At 52.7% G+C, this 17,983-nt stretch carries 19 protein-coding genes; 11 read left to right on the top strand and 8 right to left on the bottom strand.

Translation table 11 applies throughout. From position 1 onward, the window contains the following. Positions 1 to 199 precede the first annotated feature (199 nt). Positions 200 to 541, top strand: a complete 342-nt coding sequence (locus tag OCU43_RS18960; RefSeq protein ID WP_091361187.1) for a four helix bundle protein — start codon at positions 200 to 202, stop codon at positions 539 to 541. A 644-nt stretch (positions 542 to 1,185) separates the two neighbouring features. Here the strand turns inward: OCU43_RS18960 and OCU43_RS18955 are convergent. Continuing rightward, entirely contained in the window at positions 1,186 to 1,620 is a 435-nt protein-coding gene (locus OCU43_RS18955) for a DNA polymerase III subunit chi (protein WP_091361189.1), read from the bottom strand. A 146-nt stretch (positions 1,621 to 1,766) separates the two neighbouring features. Then, entirely contained in the window at positions 1,767 to 3,266 is a 1,500-nt protein-coding gene (locus OCU43_RS18950) for a leucyl aminopeptidase (protein ID WP_091361191.1), read from the bottom strand. 179 nt (positions 3,267 to 3,445) lie between these two features. Here OCU43_RS18950 and lptF point away from each other — a divergent pair, with 179 nt between their 5' ends. After that, positions 3,446 to 4,549, top strand: a complete 1,104-nt coding sequence (gene lptF, locus OCU43_RS18945) for an LPS export ABC transporter permease LptF (RefSeq protein WP_091361193.1) — start codon at positions 3,446 to 3,448, stop codon at positions 4,547 to 4,549. Continuing rightward, a complete protein-coding gene (gene lptG, locus OCU43_RS18940; protein WP_245756628.1) occupies positions 4,491 to 5,606 on the top strand; it encodes an LPS export ABC transporter permease LptG in 1,116 nt (371 codons plus the stop codon). The genes lptF and lptG overlap by 59 nt, the downstream gene beginning before the upstream one ends. Before the next feature lie 438 nt (positions 5,607 to 6,044). On the opposite strand, the gene OCU43_RS18935 is transcribed toward lptG, so the two are convergent. The 3 genes from OCU43_RS18935 to gloA form a co-directional block, all read right to left on the bottom strand. Then, positions 6,045 to 6,485, bottom strand: a complete 441-nt coding sequence (locus OCU43_RS18935) for an RDD family protein (RefSeq protein WP_091361195.1) — start codon at positions 6,483 to 6,485, stop codon at positions 6,045 to 6,047. A 177-nt stretch (positions 6,486 to 6,662) separates the two neighbouring features. Next, entirely contained in the window at positions 6,663 to 7,469 is an 807-nt protein-coding gene (locus tag OCU43_RS18930) for a tetratricopeptide repeat protein (protein ID WP_091361197.1), read from the bottom strand. A 222-nt stretch (positions 7,470 to 7,691) separates the two neighbouring features. Then, a complete protein-coding gene (gene gloA, locus OCU43_RS18925; protein ID WP_091361199.1) occupies positions 7,692 to 8,072 on the bottom strand; it encodes a lactoylglutathione lyase in 381 nt (126 codons plus the stop codon). Between the two features lie 127 nt (positions 8,073 to 8,199). Here gloA and OCU43_RS18920 point away from each other — a divergent pair, with 127 nt between their 5' ends. Next, positions 8,200 to 8,529, top strand: coding sequence for a phasin family protein (locus tag OCU43_RS18920; RefSeq protein ID WP_091361302.1), 330 nt, complete (start codon positions 8,200 to 8,202; stop codon positions 8,527 to 8,529). A gap of 32 nt (positions 8,530 to 8,561) precedes the next feature. Beyond that, complete coding sequence (gene fldB / locus OCU43_RS18915; RefSeq protein WP_091361201.1) at positions 8,562 to 9,080, top strand: flavodoxin FldB; 519 nt, start codon at positions 8,562 to 8,564, stop codon at positions 9,078 to 9,080. 20 nt (positions 9,081 to 9,100) lie between these two features. Here the strand turns inward: fldB and nhaD are convergent, their stop codons facing one another. Then, positions 9,101 to 10,546 (bottom strand): sodium:proton antiporter NhaD, encoded by a 1,446-nt coding sequence (gene nhaD / locus OCU43_RS18910; protein ID WP_091361202.1) that lies wholly within the window; start codon positions 10,544 to 10,546, stop codon positions 9,101 to 9,103. A 209-nt stretch (positions 10,547 to 10,755) separates the two neighbouring features. On the opposite strand from nhaD, the gene prfB reads away from it, so the two are divergent. The 6 genes from prfB to OCU43_RS18880 all read left to right on the top strand — a co-directional run bounded on the left by prfB (position 10,756) and on the right by OCU43_RS18880 (position 15,998). Next, positions 10,756 to 11,850, top strand: coding sequence for a peptide chain release factor 2 (gene prfB / locus OCU43_RS18905; protein WP_091361204.1), 1,095 nt, complete (start codon positions 10,756 to 10,758; stop codon positions 11,848 to 11,850). Positions 11,851 to 12,010: 160 nt separating this feature from the next. Then, a complete protein-coding gene (gene lysS, locus OCU43_RS18900; protein ID WP_091361205.1) occupies positions 12,011 to 13,513 on the top strand; it encodes a lysine--tRNA ligase in 1,503 nt (500 codons plus the stop codon). A 75-nt stretch (positions 13,514 to 13,588) separates the two neighbouring features. Then, positions 13,589 to 14,038, top strand: coding sequence for a hypothetical protein (locus tag OCU43_RS18895; RefSeq protein WP_091361207.1), 450 nt, complete (start codon positions 13,589 to 13,591; stop codon positions 14,036 to 14,038). A gap of 18 nt (positions 14,039 to 14,056) precedes the next feature. Next, positions 14,057 to 14,746, top strand: a complete 690-nt coding sequence (ung, locus tag OCU43_RS18890) for a uracil-DNA glycosylase (RefSeq protein ID WP_091361303.1) — start codon at positions 14,057 to 14,059, stop codon at positions 14,744 to 14,746. Between the two features lie 221 nt (positions 14,747 to 14,967). Next, positions 14,968 to 15,528 (top strand): hypothetical protein, encoded by a 561-nt coding sequence (locus OCU43_RS18885; protein WP_091361208.1) that lies wholly within the window; start codon positions 14,968 to 14,970, stop codon positions 15,526 to 15,528. Between the two features lie 47 nt (positions 15,529 to 15,575). Beyond that, a complete protein-coding gene (locus OCU43_RS18880) occupies positions 15,576 to 15,998 on the top strand; it encodes a GFA family protein (protein WP_091361210.1) in 423 nt (140 codons plus the stop codon). Positions 15,999 to 16,053: 55 nt separating this feature from the next. On the opposite strand, the gene efpL is transcribed toward OCU43_RS18880, so the two are convergent. Beyond that, entirely contained in the window at positions 16,054 to 16,620 is a 567-nt protein-coding gene (gene efpL, locus OCU43_RS18875; RefSeq protein WP_091361211.1) for an elongation factor P-like protein EfpL, read from the bottom strand. A 161-nt stretch (positions 16,621 to 16,781) separates the two neighbouring features. Next, entirely contained in the window at positions 16,782 to 17,822 is a 1,041-nt protein-coding gene (ygfZ, locus tag OCU43_RS18870; RefSeq protein WP_091361213.1) for a CAF17-like 4Fe-4S cluster assembly/insertion protein YgfZ, read from the bottom strand. Positions 17,823 to 17,983: the final 161 nt, after the last annotated feature.

Genomic DNA, 17,983 nt, shown 5'->3' with positions numbered 1-17,983 from the left:
GCTAGGAAAAGCTAAGATTAAAAGCTTCTGGTGAATTGGCCGGGTGTGGGTTTTATCTTTTTCTAGCAAGCGCAGCGTTCTAGCGACTAGCAGTCGCGCAGCGACGTTCTAGCCACTTAATTACCGAATGGGATTCCCATTGTGAACTGCGTGTTTTTTTGAACTAGACTCATTGCCAGAAACAACAAAAGGAATTGTTATGAGTTATGAAGACCTGGATGTATGGAAGCGTGCTTGTCGATTGAGTTGTGAGGTGTATACCGTTCTTTCCCGCTGCCGGGATTTTGGTTTCAGGGATCAGATAACCCGCAGTAGTTTGTCGATACCCAGTAATATCGCTGAGGGGTTTGAGCGGGGATCACTCAAGGAGAAGCGGCAATTTCTCTACTATGCCAAGGGTTCGCTCGCTGAGCTGAAAACCCAGGTTTATATCGGTCAGCGAATTGGTTACATCCATACGGAGCGAGGCTGTGACTGGCGAAAGGAGCTGGATGAGATTCAGAAAATGCTGGCCACACTGATTAAATCAACGGAGCCCTGAGCGCGGTTGCTTTTTTTAGCTGCTGGCAAACTACGTTATGACGCGCAGAAGCTAGACGTGCTGCGCACTTGCTAGTGGTTAGGTACTCGCAAAAAAACGCGAGAGTGGCTAGAACGGAAACTTCGTTTCCTGCTAGTGGTTAGACGCGACTGCGTCGCTTGCTAGGAAAAGCGAAGATTAAAAGCTTCTGGTGAATTGGCCGGGTGTGGGTTATATCTTTTTCTAGCGTCTAGCTGCTCTGGCGTTTTATGTGAGCTCTGCTTTTTTATCGCCGCGAGGGAGCGCCTCCTACGAACACGTATTACGAGCCATAGCGAGATTTTGCTTTTTCTAGTGACTAGCAAGCGACGAAGGAGCGTCTAACAAGTCGCGCAGCGACGTCTTGCCTCTGCTTGTTAAATCGCTGCAGGATGCAGCTCCTACATAAGAGTTTTAAAACCGCAGTGAGTGTTGTTGCTTTTTCTAGCGACTAGCAAGCGACGCAGGAGCGTTTGGCAAGTCACGCAGTGACGTCTGGCCACGGCTTTTTAATCGCTGCAGGATGCAGCTCCTACATAAGAGTTTTAAAACCGCAGTGAGTGTTGTTGCTTTTTCTAGCGACTAGCAAGCGACGAAGGAGCGTCTAACAAGTCACGCAGTGACGTCTAGCTACTGCTCTTACGCATATCATGCATCTTCGGTGTGATGCCGTTGTTTTTGTAGAGGGCGAAGTTTTTCCGGGTGGCGGCGAGGATGTCGGGTTGCTGAATAACGATCTCGAGGATGCGGTCGAATTTCAGGGTTTCTTCTGAGGCATCCAGCGCCAGGTTGATGTAGACATCGCGGTGTTGCGGTAGCTGATCGCCCCAGCCGATCTGCACCGGGGCGTCGGGTTTGCTGTTGAGCAGGCCGTGGGGGATGAAGGCGTCGGCGCGATAATCCCACAATAGCTGATCCAGACGTTCCGCCTCGGTTTCACCGGCGACGTGGATATAGGCGTTGAGGCCGTGGCCCAGCACTTTATCCGCCAGACGGCAGAGAAAGGCGGTGCGACTCTCCGGGTCGGCATCCGGCAAAACATAGAAATCAGCCTGGCTCATATTAACTATCCCGCTTGAATCGTTGAACAACGATGAATTCGCTGGATTAGCGGCGCAGGCAGCGCTGAAATCATTGAAAGCCGCTGCCGTTTTGCAAGGGCTTTGCAGACAATGATCAGCACTGCCGTAACCGTTAAACGCTGGATTTATTCGTCGTCAGCCAGATCATCTACCTGTGCAATCAGGTGCTGACACAGCAGTGGTACACAGCGGCCGGTGGCACCTTTCGATTTACCGTTGCTGTTCCAGGCGACGCCGGCGATATCCAGGTGTGCCCAGCGATACTTTTTGGTGAACCGGGACAGGAAGCAGGCCGCAGTGATGGTGCCAGCGGCGGGTCCGCCAATGTTACCCATATCGGCAAAGTTGCTGTCCAGCTGTTCCTGATACTCATCCCAGAGGGGCAGACGCCAGGCTTTATCCGCGGCAAATTCACCGGCGGCCAGCAGATCGTCCGCCAGCAGGTCGTCATTAGAGAGCAGGCCGGTTGCATGGTTACCCAGGGCAACGATACAGGCACCGGTCAGGGTGGCGATATCGACGACGGTTTCCGGTTCAAAACGTTCGGCGTAGGTGAGCGCATCACACAGCACCAGTCGTCCTTCGGCATCGGTATTCAGAATTTCAACGGTCTGGCCGGACATGGTGGTGACGATATCACCGGGCTTGGAGGCGTTGCCGGAAGGCATGTTCTCTGCAGCGGCGACAATGCCGACGACATTGAGATCCAGCCCCAGTTGCGTCAGTGCTTCCATGGTGCCGATGACACTGGCCGCGCCGCACATATCAAACTTCATCTCATCCATCTTGGCGCCCGGCTTCAGACTGATGCCGCCGGTGTCGAAGGTGATCCCTTTGCCCACCAGTACGTGAGGCTGTTGATCCGGCTCGCCGCCTTTGTATTCCATCACAATCAGTTTGGATGGCTCAGAGCTGCCTTTGCCGACTGACAACAGGGAGTGCATACCCAGTTTTTCCATCTCATCTTCGTTGAGGATGGTGGTGCTCAGATCTTCACAGCTTGCCGCCAGTGCCAGCGCTTTTTCAGCCAGATAAGAGGGCGTGCAGATGTTGCCTGGCAGGTTGCCCAGTTCGCGGGCGGTGTCGATACCGTTGGCGATAGCTGAACCGTCGCTGATAGAGAACTCCCCCAGTTCGGCATCATCCTGACTCAGCAGGAAGGCGATGCTTTCCAGATTGAGTGGATCAGCTTTTTTGCTCTTGGTAGCGTCATACTGGTACAGCTCTGCGCTGGCCCATTCGGTGTTGTGACGCAGTTGGCGGTAGAGGTCCTGATCGGCACTTTCCAGTCCATCCAGAGCGATCACTGCGGTCTTGCAACGAATCGCTTTGAGGCTGGCCATGATGCTCTTGATGATCTTCAGCTGATTACGGTCGCTGCGCTCATCGGCTTTACCAAGGCCCACCAGTAGCACCCGGCTGGCGCTGATACCGGGAACCTTATGCAGTAGCAGGGTTTCACCCGCCTTGCCGTTGTGATCGCCGAGCACCTCTTTGAGGTAGCCCGCTGATGCCTTGTTGACCAGATCAGCAGAGGGGGCTAGCTCGCCATCAGGGGCAACGCCGACGATTAAACAGTCAGTTTCAAGGGATTCTACTGAACCGGTAACGATTTCAAATTCCATGCTTTCTCCACACAAGACATCGTGCTTGGTTTATAAGATAATGACGCACCGGCGCAACCTGTATCTGTTGCCCGGTTTTTAATTTGATACCCGGATTTTATCCTAATGCCGCAGAAACAAAACCCTGTTTTCGGTATCAGAGAGAATTCTTTACCTGCAATTACACAGGATATGGCAGTTTGATTATCTTTCGCTACCTGGCCAAAGAGGTGTTGATCAGCATGGCCGCAGTCACTCTGGTGCTGCTGTTGATCATTATGAGTGGTCGTTTTATCAGTTATCTGAGTATCGCTGCGGCCGGTGAGATACCGATGGAAGCGGTATTTTACTACCTTCTGTACCGAATGCCCGGTTTTCTTGAACTGATTTTGCCGCTGGGACTGTTTCTGGGCATTCTGCTGGCCTACGGTCGTCTCTATCTGGAAAGCGAGATGGTGGTGCTGCAGGCCACCGGTATGAGTCAGCGCCGTTTGACCATGTATACCCTGGGGCCGGCGCTGTTTACCGCTCTGCTGGTATCACTGATGAGTCTCTATCTCTCGCCTGTGGGCGCTAATCAGACCGAGATTATGCTGCAGAAACAGCGCAATATCGGTGAGTTTGATGTGATTACCGAGGGGCGCTTTCAAACCATGCCCAGGGGCAACCGGGTCACCTATATCGAAAATCTGGATAGTCTCAGCGGCACCATGAGGGGGGTGTTTATCTCTGAGAAGGTTAAGGTGGATAACCGGGAGCAGGCGGTGATGGTGGTGGCTGAGAAGGGGCGCAGTTATACCAATCCTGACACCGGCATACGTTACCTGGTGCTGGATAATGGCTATCGTTATGAGGGCAACCCCGGAGAAGCGGACTATCGTCAGATTCAGTTTCAGGAATATGGGATCCGTCTGCCGGATCAGCAACCGATTCAGCAGGTAAATGAACTCTACTCCCTGCCGACCACTAAGCTGTTTGATGGCAGTGCCGCAGAACGGGCGCAACTGCACTGGCGCTTGTCGTTGCCGATGCTGACGCTGATTGTTGCGCTGCTGGCGGTGCCCCTGAGTAAAACCAATCCCCGACAGGGGCGCTATGCCAAGCTGATACCCTCTATTCTGCTCTATATGGCTTATCTGATGTTGCTTACCAATATACGTAAATATATTGAGCGTGACGGGGGAGAGGTGATACTGCTGTGGCTGGTACATCTGCTGTTCTTTGCGCTGGCCATGGGGCTGTTATATGTCGATGGTTCATGGAAAAAACTGCTGGGACGGCGGAGGGCTGATCATGCTGTTTAAGCTGGATCGTTATGTCGGTAAGCAGGTTTTACTCAGCATTATGGTGGTGATGCTGATTGTGGTTGGTCTGGACTTTCTGTTCCAGATTATCGATGAGATGTCGGAGCTCAATGAGGGCTATACGCTGATTATCGCACTGGGGTATTCCGCCCTGAATATGCCCGCCGCGTTTTATGAATATCTGCCGCTGGGATGCCTGGTTGGCTGTCTTCTTGGGCTTGGCGGACTGGCAAACGGGAGTGAGCTGACGGTGATGCGGGCTGCCGGGGTGTCGGTGTGGCGTCTGGTGCGGATGGTATTAAAGCCGGTGATTGTGCTCGCGGTAGTGGCGCTGTTTCTGGGGGAATATGTGGCACCCTATGCCGGCGCACTGGGGGAGAGTATCCGCGCTCAGCACCTTAATCGCGGCACTATCTCCGCCCGTACCGGGGTGTGGCATCGGGAGAATGGCGAGTATATCCATATCAACGTGGTGACCCCTGCCGGCGATATACAGGGCGTTACCCGTTTGGGTCTTGCCCCCGATAGCAGTCTGTCGTTCAGCAGCTATGCCAAATCGGGCCACTACCAAAACGGCGTCTGGGTGTTGAAGGATGTCGCTGAAACCCGCTTTCTGGAAAATAAGGACCAGACTCAGGTCCAGCATTATGACTCTCAGGAATGGAATATCGAACTGAACCCTCAGCGACTGAAGGTGTTGATGGTCAAACCGAAAGAGATGTCCACCAGCGAGCTGTATCAATACAGTCAGTATCTCGGTGATCAGGAACTGGATAATGATCGCTATATGCAGAGCTTCTGGCGCAAAGCGTTTCAGCCGCTGGCCATTATCGGACTGGTACTGGTGGCGGTGTCGTTTATCTTTGGCTCATTGCGCAGTGTGTCCTCAGGACAACGTATCATCACCGGCGTGGTGGTGGGGATGATCTTCAAAATCAGTCAGGATATCCTCGCACCGATGAGCAGTCTCTATAGTATTGACCCGGTCTGGGCTGCGCTGGTGCCGATTATGATCTGTATGATGCTGGGCAGCTGGTTGATTAAACGAGCAGGATAAATTGCGCAGCAATTTATCCTGCTCGTCAGACCGCCGAACAAGTTCGGCTAGCTAGAACGTCACTGCGTGACTTGCTAGTGGTTAGAACGCTTCGCTTGCTAGAAAAAGATAAAGATTAAGAGCTTTCAGGGGCATGGTTGTCAGCTTTTTATGTGTTTTATGTGTTTTATGTGTTTTATGTGTTTTATGTGTTTTGTGTGTTTTGTGTGTTTTGTGTAGGAGCGGCTTCCAGCCGCGATCGGTCATTCGCGGCTGGAAGCCGCTCCTACAAGGAGAGACCTTACAAAGCCACTCCGTGCTATTGCTCTTAATCTTTGCTTTTTCTAGCAAGCAACGCAGTTGCGTCTAACTACTAGCAGGAAGCGAAGCTTCCGTTCTAGCTACTTTCATATTTCGAAGCTACAAACATCCAGTTAACCCCCGAAAAGCGTTCTTACTTCAGTTTTTGGGAAGGAGAACAATCTGCGTTTCTGAGAAGCTGTCATGCCAGGTGGCTTTGTTGGATGAAAACAGCATCCAGAAGAAGCCCAGGCCTAAGCAGGCGAATGAGACGATGGCGGTCATAAAGCGGATCAGCGCCTGGCGCAGGCTGATATGGCGACCATCGAGGGTTTGCACCCGTAGTTTCCACGCTTGCATCCCCAGGGTCTGACCCAGGCGGACCCAGAAGTAGGCGAAGAAAGCGAAGGTCAGCAGGAACAGGACTGATTGAAACAGCGGACCGCTGACCGCTTCACCATGATTTAGTCCGACGGCTGCGAAACCGGTACACATCCAGATGGCAACCACCAGAAAACCGTCATAGATCATGGCTGCGAAACGGCGCATCAGGCTGGGCTGGCGCAGTTCGCCTTCAAGTTCGGGGAAAGGTTTACTCATTGTGATTCTTACAGTCTCTGGCTGAAAATTACTACCGGTCAGGCATGTCGGGATTGATGCTGGCAAGCCGTGACCATCTAACAGCCGCAGACTATACCATCAAAACAGGCCCGGTTGTTACGGCCCGACAATAAAAAAACCGGACACAGGGCCCGGCTTTTCAGTTGTGCGGTGGTGTTATTTGAACGGTGTAACAAACTTCTCTTTGTATTCCGCCGCCAGTGCTTTGGCTTGTTCCAGTTCGCTGTCAGAAAGTTTCATGACGATACGGGACTGGATCGCTGTCGCAGTCTGGTTGCCCAGTTCCAGCGCGTTCTGTAACCAGGCATAGGCGATGATGTTGGTTTGCTGATCAGCCTCTTCACCGTGGTTGTTGGAGTACAGCGCACCGAGGAAGAACATGGCATCCATATGCCCCTGCTCTGCGGCTTTACGGTACCATTTCTCCGCCATGGCGAAGTCCTGCTGAACACCGGTGCCGAAGTTATAGGCCCGTCCCAGGTTGTGCTGAGCGACCACCAGCCCCTGATCAGCGGCCAGTGAATACCATTTGAATGCCTGGGCCGGATCGCGTTTGACACCATAGCCAAACTCATACATCTCGCCGAGGCGGTTCTGAGCGGTGGCATCGCCGGATTCAGCGGCTGGTTCTACGGTTTTCAGTTCAACTTTGTAACCTTTATCTTTGTACGCCCGCAGACTGTTGACACAGGCCAGGTGTCCCTGAGCGCTACAACGGTTATAGAGCTTTACGGCGGCCTGTTCGTCGGCTTCAACGCCCAGACCGAATTCATACATCTGCCCGACAAGATTCATCGCGTCCAGATTGTTGTCATTGATCAGTGGCTTCAGCTCAGTCATGGCAGTGCTGTAGTCCTTGGCTTCAAAGGCTTTCAGGCCTTTTGCCAGACTGGCGGCATATGCGGAGGCTGTGTTGAGAGTCAGTAGCAGCCCGGTCATGGCCAGTAGTAGTTTCTTACTCATCGAGTTACGCCCGTAGTTAAAGATAAAAAATTGGCGCCTATTATAACGGCCTGCTTTCCGAAGTTGATAGGGACAAAACGGATCTTTTTGGCCGGCACTGTTGGCGCAGATCAGTGAAATGCTTAATTAGCAATATCTAATGTTGGGCGTATTCTACACGATACCTGTGCAAAAATCATGACGTTGACCGGGCAGATTCTCTCTCTCGGGATGATCGGTTGGTCAGTCGCTCAGCAGTTCGATCATATAGCCGTCGGGGTCGCGGACAAAGGCCAGGATGGTTGAACCGTGTTTCATCGGTCCCGGCTCTCTGACGATCTGTCCGCCGAGGGATTTTATCTTTTCACAGGCGTCGTAGACATCTTCCACTTCGATGGCGATATGGCCGTAGGCGTTACCCATATCGTAACTGCTGGTTTCCCAGTTGTGGGTCAGCTCCAGTACGGTGTTGTCTGACTCGGGACCATAGCCGAGAAAGGCGAGGGTGAACTTGCCGTCGGGAAAATCTTTGCGACGTAACAGTTTCATATTGAGGATCTCAGTATAGAATGAGATCGATTTCTGCAGATCTGTCACCCTGAGCATGGTATGCAATAGTCGCATTTTGAGGTCTCCTGTTTGTGGCCTGATGGTTGTTCATCGTAAACTATCCATCTGGCAGATCAAATTAATCTATCTATATATTATTGGGGTTCAGACACCCGGCCGGGTGGCGAGCAAGGATATTGTTATGTTTCAAGATATGTCTAAAGTACTGAGTCAGTCTATGGGGCCGTTTAAAGAGTTAGTCAATATTCAGACAAAAATGCTGGAAGAGCTGACCCGGCAGCAGATGGAATGCACTAAAGCTTGTATTGATGCAACGGTGGCGCAGACGCGGCAGATGCAGAACTGTACCTCGGCAGAGGAGTTAATCAGGTCGCAACAGGAGTATGCGGAGCAGCTGGAAGAGATGCTCAGGCAGGCGAACGACAAAAATATGAAGGCGCTGCATGAGGCCCGGGAGTCGGTTGAAAGGCTGGCCGGTGATGCGTTTGATGCGTTTGCTCCAAAACGATAATGTTTCTGGTCTGATTAATTAAGTGAGACATAATGAGTAAGGAAGTGGGGCTTTTTTACGGATCAACAACTGGCAATACGGAAAGCTGTGCCGAACTGATTGCGACGCATGTTGGTCCTGAACGGGTTGATCTGCATGAGCTGGCGACAGACGGACTGGCGGGGCTGGGCAATTATAATTATCTGATTCTGGGGATCCCTACCTGGGACTATGGCGAGCTTCAGGAGGACTGGTCTGATGTCTGGGCGGAGCTGGATGAGGTAGATCTCAACGGCGTCAGATGTGCGCTGTTTGGTCTGGGAGACCAGGTTGGTTATGGCGAATGGTTTGTGGATGCAATGGGTGCACTGCATGACAAACTGGTGAGCCGGGGCGCGCTTATGTGTGGTTACTGGCCGATCTACGGCTATAACTTCGAGGCGTCCAGGGCGTTGAATGAGAGTGAGGATTATTTTGTCGGTCTGGTGCTGGATGAAGACTGTCAGAGTGAGCTGACCGCGGACCGGATCGCGCAGTGGGTGCCCCAGGTGATGACTGCGTTTGAGCTCTGAGAAGCTGGCAAACTTACGGCTTAATAGCCATTGATCCACAGGTGGGCGGTGATGCTGAGCAGATAGCCCAGCGCGATCGCCCAGCTCCACTTCAGATGGGCGTAAAAAGTATAAACCCCTTGTGCCTGCCCCATCAGCGCAATCCCGGCGGCTGAGCCGATGGATAGCAGCGAACCGCCGATGCCGGTTGTCAGAGTCACCAGCAGCCATTGATTGGTGGACATCTCCGGCTGCATAGTCAGCACCGCAAACATCACCGGAATATTATCAATCAGGGCGGAGATCACCCCGATCATGCTGTTTGCAAGGGTCGCTCCCAGGGTGCTGTAGATCAGGTCCGACAGTAACGCCAGATGTCCCAGGGTGGATAAACCGCCCACGCATAACACTACCCCATAGAAAAACATCAGCGTATCCCAGGAGGAACGTTCAACCACCTGAAAGATATCGAAACGACGGATAACATCGGTATGATCGCCTTTCATCTGACTGATATCGGTCAGGTTATCGATATGATGGTTATGAATATGGCCGGTATCCCGGATGTGAGCTTCAAAACGGCTCAGGTAGTAGCCATACAGTTTTAAGATGCCCAGTCCGGTCATCATGCCCAGCACCGAAGGCAGGTTTAGCAGGCTATGGCTGGTGACGGCCAGCATTATGGTGAACATAAACAGCAGCAAAATCGGCAGCGCTCCGCGTTTCATCCGACGTGGCTCGTTGCGGCGTTCCGCTACCGGGTTGCCTTTTTCAATGACAACCGACATCAATACGGCTGGTACCAGCCAACTGACTGCAGAGGGGATAAACAGCGCGAAAAAGCCGCCGAACTCAATCACCCCTTTCTGCCAGACCATCAGCGTGGTGATATCGCCAAAGGGGCTGAATGCCCCGCCAGCATTGGCAGCGACCACCACATTGATACAGCCGACGGCAACAAATCTAATGTTGTGCTGACCCACCGCCATCACTACCGCACCCATCAGCAGGGCGGTCGACAGGTTGTCCGCCACCGGCGAGAGGAAAAATGCCAGGGCTCCGGTTGCCCAGTATATCTGTACCAGCGTCAGTTCGCAGGACACCAGCCAGGCACGCAGGGCGGCAAATACCTGTCTCTCCTCCAGGGTGGTGATAAAGGACATCGCCGCCAGCAGGAAGAAAAACAGCTCAGCATATTCAAGCAGGTTATGCCGGAAGGCGATCGCCGCGGTTTCGCTATCCCCATCCAGGGTATAGGCCAGCCCGATTAGCAGCCAGATCAGACCGGCGGCGACAATTACCGGCTTCGATTTGCGCAGATGAAAAAACTCCTCTCCCAGCACAAACAGATAGCTGATCAGAAAAATGACAACGCAGGCGATACCGATAAATGTATCGGCATGGGGGGGGGCGGTTTCTTCTGCGGCCATCAGGGGCGGAGGAAGTAACGCAAAAAACGTGCAGAAGATGATCAACAGTCGATACATTTTATTATTGGTTATCTCGCAGTTCCCTGGGTTATATCCAATTCTTGCTGATAAAGGGGGGTAAAGTCGAGTTTTTTCAGCCGTTTGGATACACAGCCGCAGGGGAATCGGGTAAAATGTGCTGCTTTTTTAAACGGCTAATTCAGCCAGTCCCGGTACCGATCAGATAGAACGCTGCCAGCGCAGATAGAGAGAGTAAAGCGATTACGATGGAAATCAATCCGATCATCAATAGCCTGAAAGATATAACCGAGCGAACCGAGGTGTTACGTGCTTATCTGGAATACCCGGAGAAGCAGGAGCGCCTGGAAGAGGTCAATCGTGAGCTGGAAGATTCTGCCGTCTGGAGTGAGCCTGAGCGGGCGCAGGCGCTGGGCAAGGAACGGGCGATGCTTGAAGGTGTGGTGCAGACTATCGATGATCTGACCGCTGGTGTCGCTGATGCCCGTGATCTGCTGGACATGGCGGTTGAAGAGGATGATGAGGATACCGTTGAAGAGGTGCGCAGCGAAGTTGCAAATCTCGAGGGGCTGCTGAATCAGCTGGAGTTTCGCCGGATGTTCTCCGGTGAGGCGGATGCTAACAACGCTTTCCTCGATATTCAGGCCGGTTCTGGTGGCACCGAAGCGCAGGACTGGGCTGAGATGATGCTGCGGATGTACCTGCGCTGGGGTGAGGATAAAGGGTTTAAAACCGAACTGCTTGAGTGTTCTGCCGGGGATGTGGCGGGTATCAAATCCGCCACCATCCGTTTTGAGGGTGAATATGCCTTTGGCTGGCTGCGCACTGAAACCGGGGTGCACCGTCTGGTGCGTAAATCACCGTTTGACTCCGGCGGCCGTCGTCATACATCGTTCTCCTCGGTATTTGTTTCTCCTGAGATCGACGATAACGTAGAGATCGAAATCAATCCGGCTGACCTGCGGGTGGATGTATACCGGGCCTCCGGTGCCGGTGGTCAGCACGTTAACCGGACCGAGTCTGCGGTGCGTATTACCCACGGACCTTCCGGCATTGTGGTGCAGAGCCAGAGTCAGCGCTCGCAGCACCAGAACAAAGACACCTGTATGAAGCAGCTGCGGGCCAAACTGTACGAGATGGAGATGCTGAAGCGCTCCGAGGCCGCCCAGGAGCAGGAAGACAATAAAGCGGATATTGGCTGGGGCAGTCAGATCCGTTCCTACGTACTGGATGATCAGCGTATTAAAGATCTGCGCACCGGGGTGCAGAGCAGTAACTGCGATAAGATTCTCGATGGCGATCTGGATCTGTTTATTGAGGCCAGCCTGAAGGCCGGACTTTAAGCTTTAAATACTGTGAAAGCTATTGCGCTCATCACGCTTTCACCGCGTTTAAGCGACTGCGCTAGCCAGCGCAACGCTTAAACGATTTAGAAAATATGAAGAGATTGCTCAGTGGCGATCTCTGAAATTAAAGAGTTAACCATTAAAGGTTCCACATAACATGTCTGATAACACTCAGCAGCAAGATGAAAACCGCCTGATTGCGGAGCGTCGTGAAAAACTCAACGCGCTGCGTGAAGCGGGTAACGCTTTCCCAAACACTTTCCGTCGTGACAGCTATGCTCAGGATCTGCAGGATCAGCATGGCGATAAATCGAAGGAAGCGATTGCTGAAGAAGGCATTAAAGTCAGTGTTGCTGGTCGGGTGATGCTCAACCGCGGTGCTTTTGGTGTCATCCAGGATATGTCCGGGCGGATTCAGTTCTACGTGAACAAAGAGGCGCGTGCTTTCGCTAAATCACTGGATCTGGGCGATATTATCGGTGTCACCGGTACGTTGCATAAGTCAGGCAAGGGCGATCTGTATGTCGATCTGGAACAGTATGAACTGCTGACCAAGAACCTGCGTCCGCTACCGGATAAGCATAAGGGGTTGCAGGATACCGAGATTCGCTATCGTCAGCGCTATGTGGATCTGATTACCAATGAACAGTCCCGCAAAGTGTTTGAAACCCGTTCAAAAATTGTTGCCGGCATTCGTAACTATCTGACTGAAAAACGCTTTATTGAAGCGGAAACGCCGATGCTTCAGGTGATTCCTGGTGGCGCCAGTGCCCGTCCCTTTATCACGCACCACAATGCGCTGGATCGGGATATGTATCTGCGGATCGCTCCGGAACTGTATCTGAAACGTCTGGTGGTGGGCGGTTTCGAGCGGGTGTTTGAGATCAACCGTAACTTCCGTAACGAAGGCTTGTCGACCCGCCATAACCCTGAGTTCACCATGATTGAGTTCTATCAGGCGTATGCTGATTACCATGACCTGATGGACCTGACTGAAGATATGCTGCGTACCGTGGCGCAGAATGTGCTGGGGACGACGACCATCGTTAACACTGTGCGCAATGAAGACGGAGAGGTGCTGGAAACCTTTGAGTACGACCTTGAAAAGCCGTTTACCCGTCTCAGTGTGTTTGATTCAATCCTCCACTATAACGACGATATCACCGCTGAAGCGCTGGCCGATGACCATGCTGCCCGTCAGATCGCAGAGCGTATGGATATCGATGTGAAAGATAGCTGGGGGCTGGGTAAGGTGCAGATCGAGATCTTCGAGAAGACCGTTGAGCACCGACTGCAGCAACCGACTTTTATCACCGAGTATCCGACCGAAGTTTCACCGCTGGCCCGGCGTAGCGACGCCAACCCGTTTGTGACTGACCGGTTTGAATTCTTTGTTGCCGGACGCGAGCTGGCGAACGGCTTCTCCGAGTTGAATGACTCTGAAGATCAGGCGGAACGTTTTCAGGCACAGGTGGCAGAAAAGGATGCCGGTGATGATGAAGCGATGCACTACGATGCAGACTACATCAATGCGCTGGAATATGGTTTGCCGCCCACTGCTGGTGAGGGTATCGGTATCGATCGTCTGGTGATGTTATTCACCGACTCTGCATCGATTCGTGATGTTATCCTGTTCCCGGCGATGCGCCCCCGGGGCTGATGCGTCTTTGAACCGAACCGGTTAATCTATAAGGGCTGCCCACGGGTGGCCCTTTTTGTCTTCAGGAATCTCTGTATGAGCTGGTTAATACCGCAACAGAAACGCCATCTGCCCGGTAAACGCTGGATCAGTATTATGCTGCGTTCGCTGCATCTGGTGGGAATTGCCGGGCTGGCGGGTGCTTACCTGTTTCATCAGCCGCAGACTGCCTGGTTTCCCTATCTGTTGCTGGCTGTTGGCAGTGGTGTGCTGATGGTGGTCAAGGAGCTCTATGTGGACTCTATCTGGCTGTATCAGCTGCGGGGCCAGTTGATACTGTTTAAACTGCTGTTGCTGAGTGCCGCAATCTACTGGTTTGCGCAGCCGCAGGCCTGGATCTATATCGTGGTGATTCTGATTTCCGGCGTGATCTCCCATGCCCCGGGTAAGGTGCGCTATTACTCGATTATCTATGGCAAAGTCCTGACCCGTGATGTGTGGCAGGGGCGGTCTGATGCGAGGATTCGTGACTGTGGTGATAACTGAATGAGTGAGGAGAGTGTGATGGCACTGGACAATGCCCCGAGCTGGCAACCCTGGTTAAACGCTGAGTTTGAAGCGCCCTATATGCAGCAGCTGAAACAGTTTTTGCAGCAGCAGAAGGCGGCTAAAAAAAAGATCTATCCCCATTCGACTCACTGGTTTCATGCCTTGGAGGCAACACCGCTGGATCGGGTGAAGGTGGTGATTATCGGTCAGGACCCCTACCATCAGCCGGGTCAGGCGCACGGTCTGTGCTTCTCGGTGCGACCCGGTATCAAGACGCCTCCTTCGCTGGTGAATATCTATAAAGAGCTGCACAGCGATCTGGGGGTGACCCCGGTGGATCACGGTTATCTGGAAAGCTGGGCAAAGCAGGGGGTGTTGCTGCTGAATGCGGTACTCACGGTTGAGGATTCACAGGCCGCCTCCCATCAGGGGAAAGGCTGGGAGCAGTTTACCGACCGGGTGATCGCCACGGTGAATGAGCAGTGCGAGCACGTGGTGTTTCTGTTGTGGGGCAGTTATGCCCAAAAGAAAGGCGCTGTTATCGATCCGCAACGACATCTGGTGTTGAAATCGGCCCATCCGTCGCCACTGGCGGCCTATCGGGGTTTCTTTGGCTGCAAGCATTTTAGTCAGGCGAATGAGTATCTACAGAGTTGTGGGCGTGATCCGATAGATTGGCAGCTCCCGGGGGAAATTAGCAGCTAGACGCGACTTCGTCGCTTGCTAGAACGGCGCTACGCGCCTGCTAGAGGCTAGCAAAAGAGAGAGTTTGAGCAAATATTAGTAGAGTAAACTGCTGATTGTGTTACGCTTTTTCTAGCCACTAGCCACTAGCCACTAGCCACTAGCCACTAGCCACTAGCCACTAGCCACTAGCCACTAGCCACTAGCCAAGCCGTATCTGTCGACTGAAAGGAGACTCTCCCATGAATGAAACCGTGCGTTTGAAAGTATTTCATCTGGATACCGATGCTCAGGAGACACTTTCCCAGTTATTTGATCTGCGTCTGGATGAGATCTGGGCAGGAGGACTGCATACCTGTCTGGGGCAGGATATGAACCGTGCCTGCTGGCTGCGATTTCGTTTGAGTGATGAACAGTGGATTGAGGTGAGTGTTGCCCGACACCCGTTTGCCGATGGTTTTACGGTGGGTTGTCTGGCGGTTAATGAGGTTGAAGCGGAGGTGCCTCGTCCTGATCAATGCAGCTGGATCAGTCTGCCTGCAGCCGCTAGTATTCTCTCTATCGAGATCTATGAACAGAGGGAACTGATCGACATTGTGGCGGCAGAACTGAATATCCCCTCTGAATCCCTTAACTACGACGCGCTGCTGATTCTGCATCTGGATAACGGTTCTGCGATTATGCTGGGGATGGAGCAGGATTTCGTTGATGGTGAACTGGTGATACTTCAGACTGACCAGCCTGAGGCGCAGGTTGGCCCCGGCTTACGTTTGCGGCGTAAACTGGAAAACCGTGACAATTGAAATTCAGGGCTCAGAGCGGCCTTAAGTGATGCCTAAGGAGGTGAACTATGAGTGATACATTAACGGTAACGGGTCAGTGTCTTTGTGGTGCGGTGTCGATGAGTACCGGATCGATGTCTCCTTCAATGGGGGCCTGCCACTGCAGTATGTGCCGGACCTGGACCGGAGGGCCGTTGCTGGCGGTGGATTGTGCAGCTGATCTGCAGATCTCAGGGGCTGAGTATATTAGCCGGTTTCAATCTTCGGACTGGGCTGAACGGGGGTTCTGCAGTCAGTGCGGCACACATCTGTTTTACCATTTAAAGCAGCAGGACCAGTATATTGTTCCGATCGGCTTTTTTGCGGTTGATGAAGGGGTTACGTTCAGTCATCAGGTCTTTATCGATGAGAAGCCTGAGTACTACTCTTTTGCCAATGTCACAAAGGATATGACCGGGGCGGAGGTCTTTGCTCTTTATGCTTCTGAATAAGCATCACCGATAAAAAAACCGCCTGAGTTGGCGGTTTTTTTATAAGCTGTGTTAATTATGCACGGCCGGTAAATTTACGCTCTTCCACGTTGACCCTGATGCGGTCTCCGGTGGAGATATGTTCCGGTACCTGTACCACCAGTCCGGTGGACAGTTTGGCTGGCTTGGTGCGGGCAGTCGCAGAACCGCCTTTGATTGAGGGGTCGGTTTCGATGATCTCAAGCTCGACAATACCGGGCAGGTCCAGCGCTACCGGCACATCATTTAAAACCATGACATGCATTCCCTGCAGGTCTTCGGTGATAAACGGTAGTTCATCTTCGATGGTTTCTTTGTTCATGCTGTAGGAGGTGTAATCTTCGCTGTCCATGAACACATACTCATCACCGTCGGTGTATGAGAATGTGGCTGCACGACGGTTCAGGTCGGCCAGGGTCAGCATATCCGAGTCTTTGAAGGTTTCATCTATCTTAGCGTTGGTGGCAACATTGTACATCCGCATACGATAGAGACTGCCTCCGGCGCGCCCTTGTGGAACCGAGCGTTCAATATCCCTGACAATATAGGCTTCGCCATTAATCTCGATGGCGGCATTTCTTTTTATTTCGCTAGCTTTAGGCATGGTCTGATGTTCCAGGATAAAAATGTTAGCGTAGTATAATCAGGTCTTCGGCCGGAAAAAATGGGGCGACAGACATTTTCTCTATAAAGATGATGCTAGCCCGGCAACCGCCTGTCGGGCAATCGTTATTTTCAGCGCTATTGCGACCCGGCGTTCATGAATCAGAGCCGCTGAGGGCGCTCAAACAGTTCCGGATCGAGTTCATAGGGCAGTGTCAGACGCTGCAATGGCTGATCACCACCTTCCAGTGTCAGTGCGGTATCGGCATCATCAAAACTGGTTTTCAAAATGACGGCCAGCAGTTCTCCCTGCTGCTCTGAGGTCATGGCGGCACTGACAACGGTGCCAACACCGGCGCGATCCGGCGTGCTGATCGCTGTGCCGGGCGCGGGAGCCTGGTCAGCGCTGAACGCCAGACGGTACATTGGCCGGTTGAGTTTGCCCCGATGTTGCAGGCGGGTGACGACTTCCTGACCGGTATAGCAGCCCTTGCTGAAACTGACGCCGTCGAACACCTGAAGGTTGGTCATCTGAGGGATAAAGGCTTCCAGGGTCTCGCTGTCCAGTGATGGGATGCCGCTACGGATATCCTGCAGCTTCCAGTTGTTGGTATCCGCCAGTGTGGCCTCTTTCAGCAGTCCGCTGAGCAGAGTTTCGGCCTGTTCAACCGGCAGCCATAACTCAAACCGTTCTCCCGGAACCCTGATTAGTAAGCCGTTGCCATAGATGGAGAACTCACCGGTTTCTGCCGGGAGGGTGAAACCCTCAGCCAGGAGTACCCGGTCCGCCTGTGCACCACTGATGCCCAGCCCCACAATCTCTTCTGAACGGTCATGGCTTTCCGCTTTGGAGAAGATCATATATTTCTTCAGGTTGGTCATCGCGGTGTCCAGAATCGACCGTTCGGTGCGTAGCCAGAAGCCATTTTCAACCGGCATCAGGCGACTGAGGCTGATCATGCCTCCTTTGATATTACAGTGAGAGCCGAGCAGACTTTTACCTGCGCTGACCTTTTGGACATCGCAGGAAAGTTGTCCCTGAAGAAATTTCTCTGCATCGGGACCGGTGACACCGAACAGCCCCAGATGGGTCAGCGGGGTAACCGTGACCGCCGCATCGCGGCTCTCTGCTGCTGAAACCTGGCAGTTTCCCAGCTCATCAACCTGAACACCCAGCGCATTAAGCGTTTCTAACCAGCTCATAATATAACCTGAAAAAGTGAAGTTCTTGTATTAAGTTCTTGTATTAAGTTCTTATGCAAGCTCTTGTATGTAAGCGCTTGCTAACTCGCAGTGGCCTGCTTAATCTTTTTCTAGCCACTAGCCACTAGCCACTAGCCACTAGCCACTAGCGAAGCCGCATC

Origin of the sequence: Amphritea atlantica (genome assembly GCF_024347255.1) — a bacterium.
Classification (GTDB): Bacteria; Pseudomonadota; Gammaproteobacteria; order Pseudomonadales; family Balneatricaceae; genus Amphritea; species Amphritea atlantica.
The sequence above is the reverse complement of the archived record's forward strand: the minus strand, read 5'-3'. Positions and strand labels throughout refer to the sequence as shown.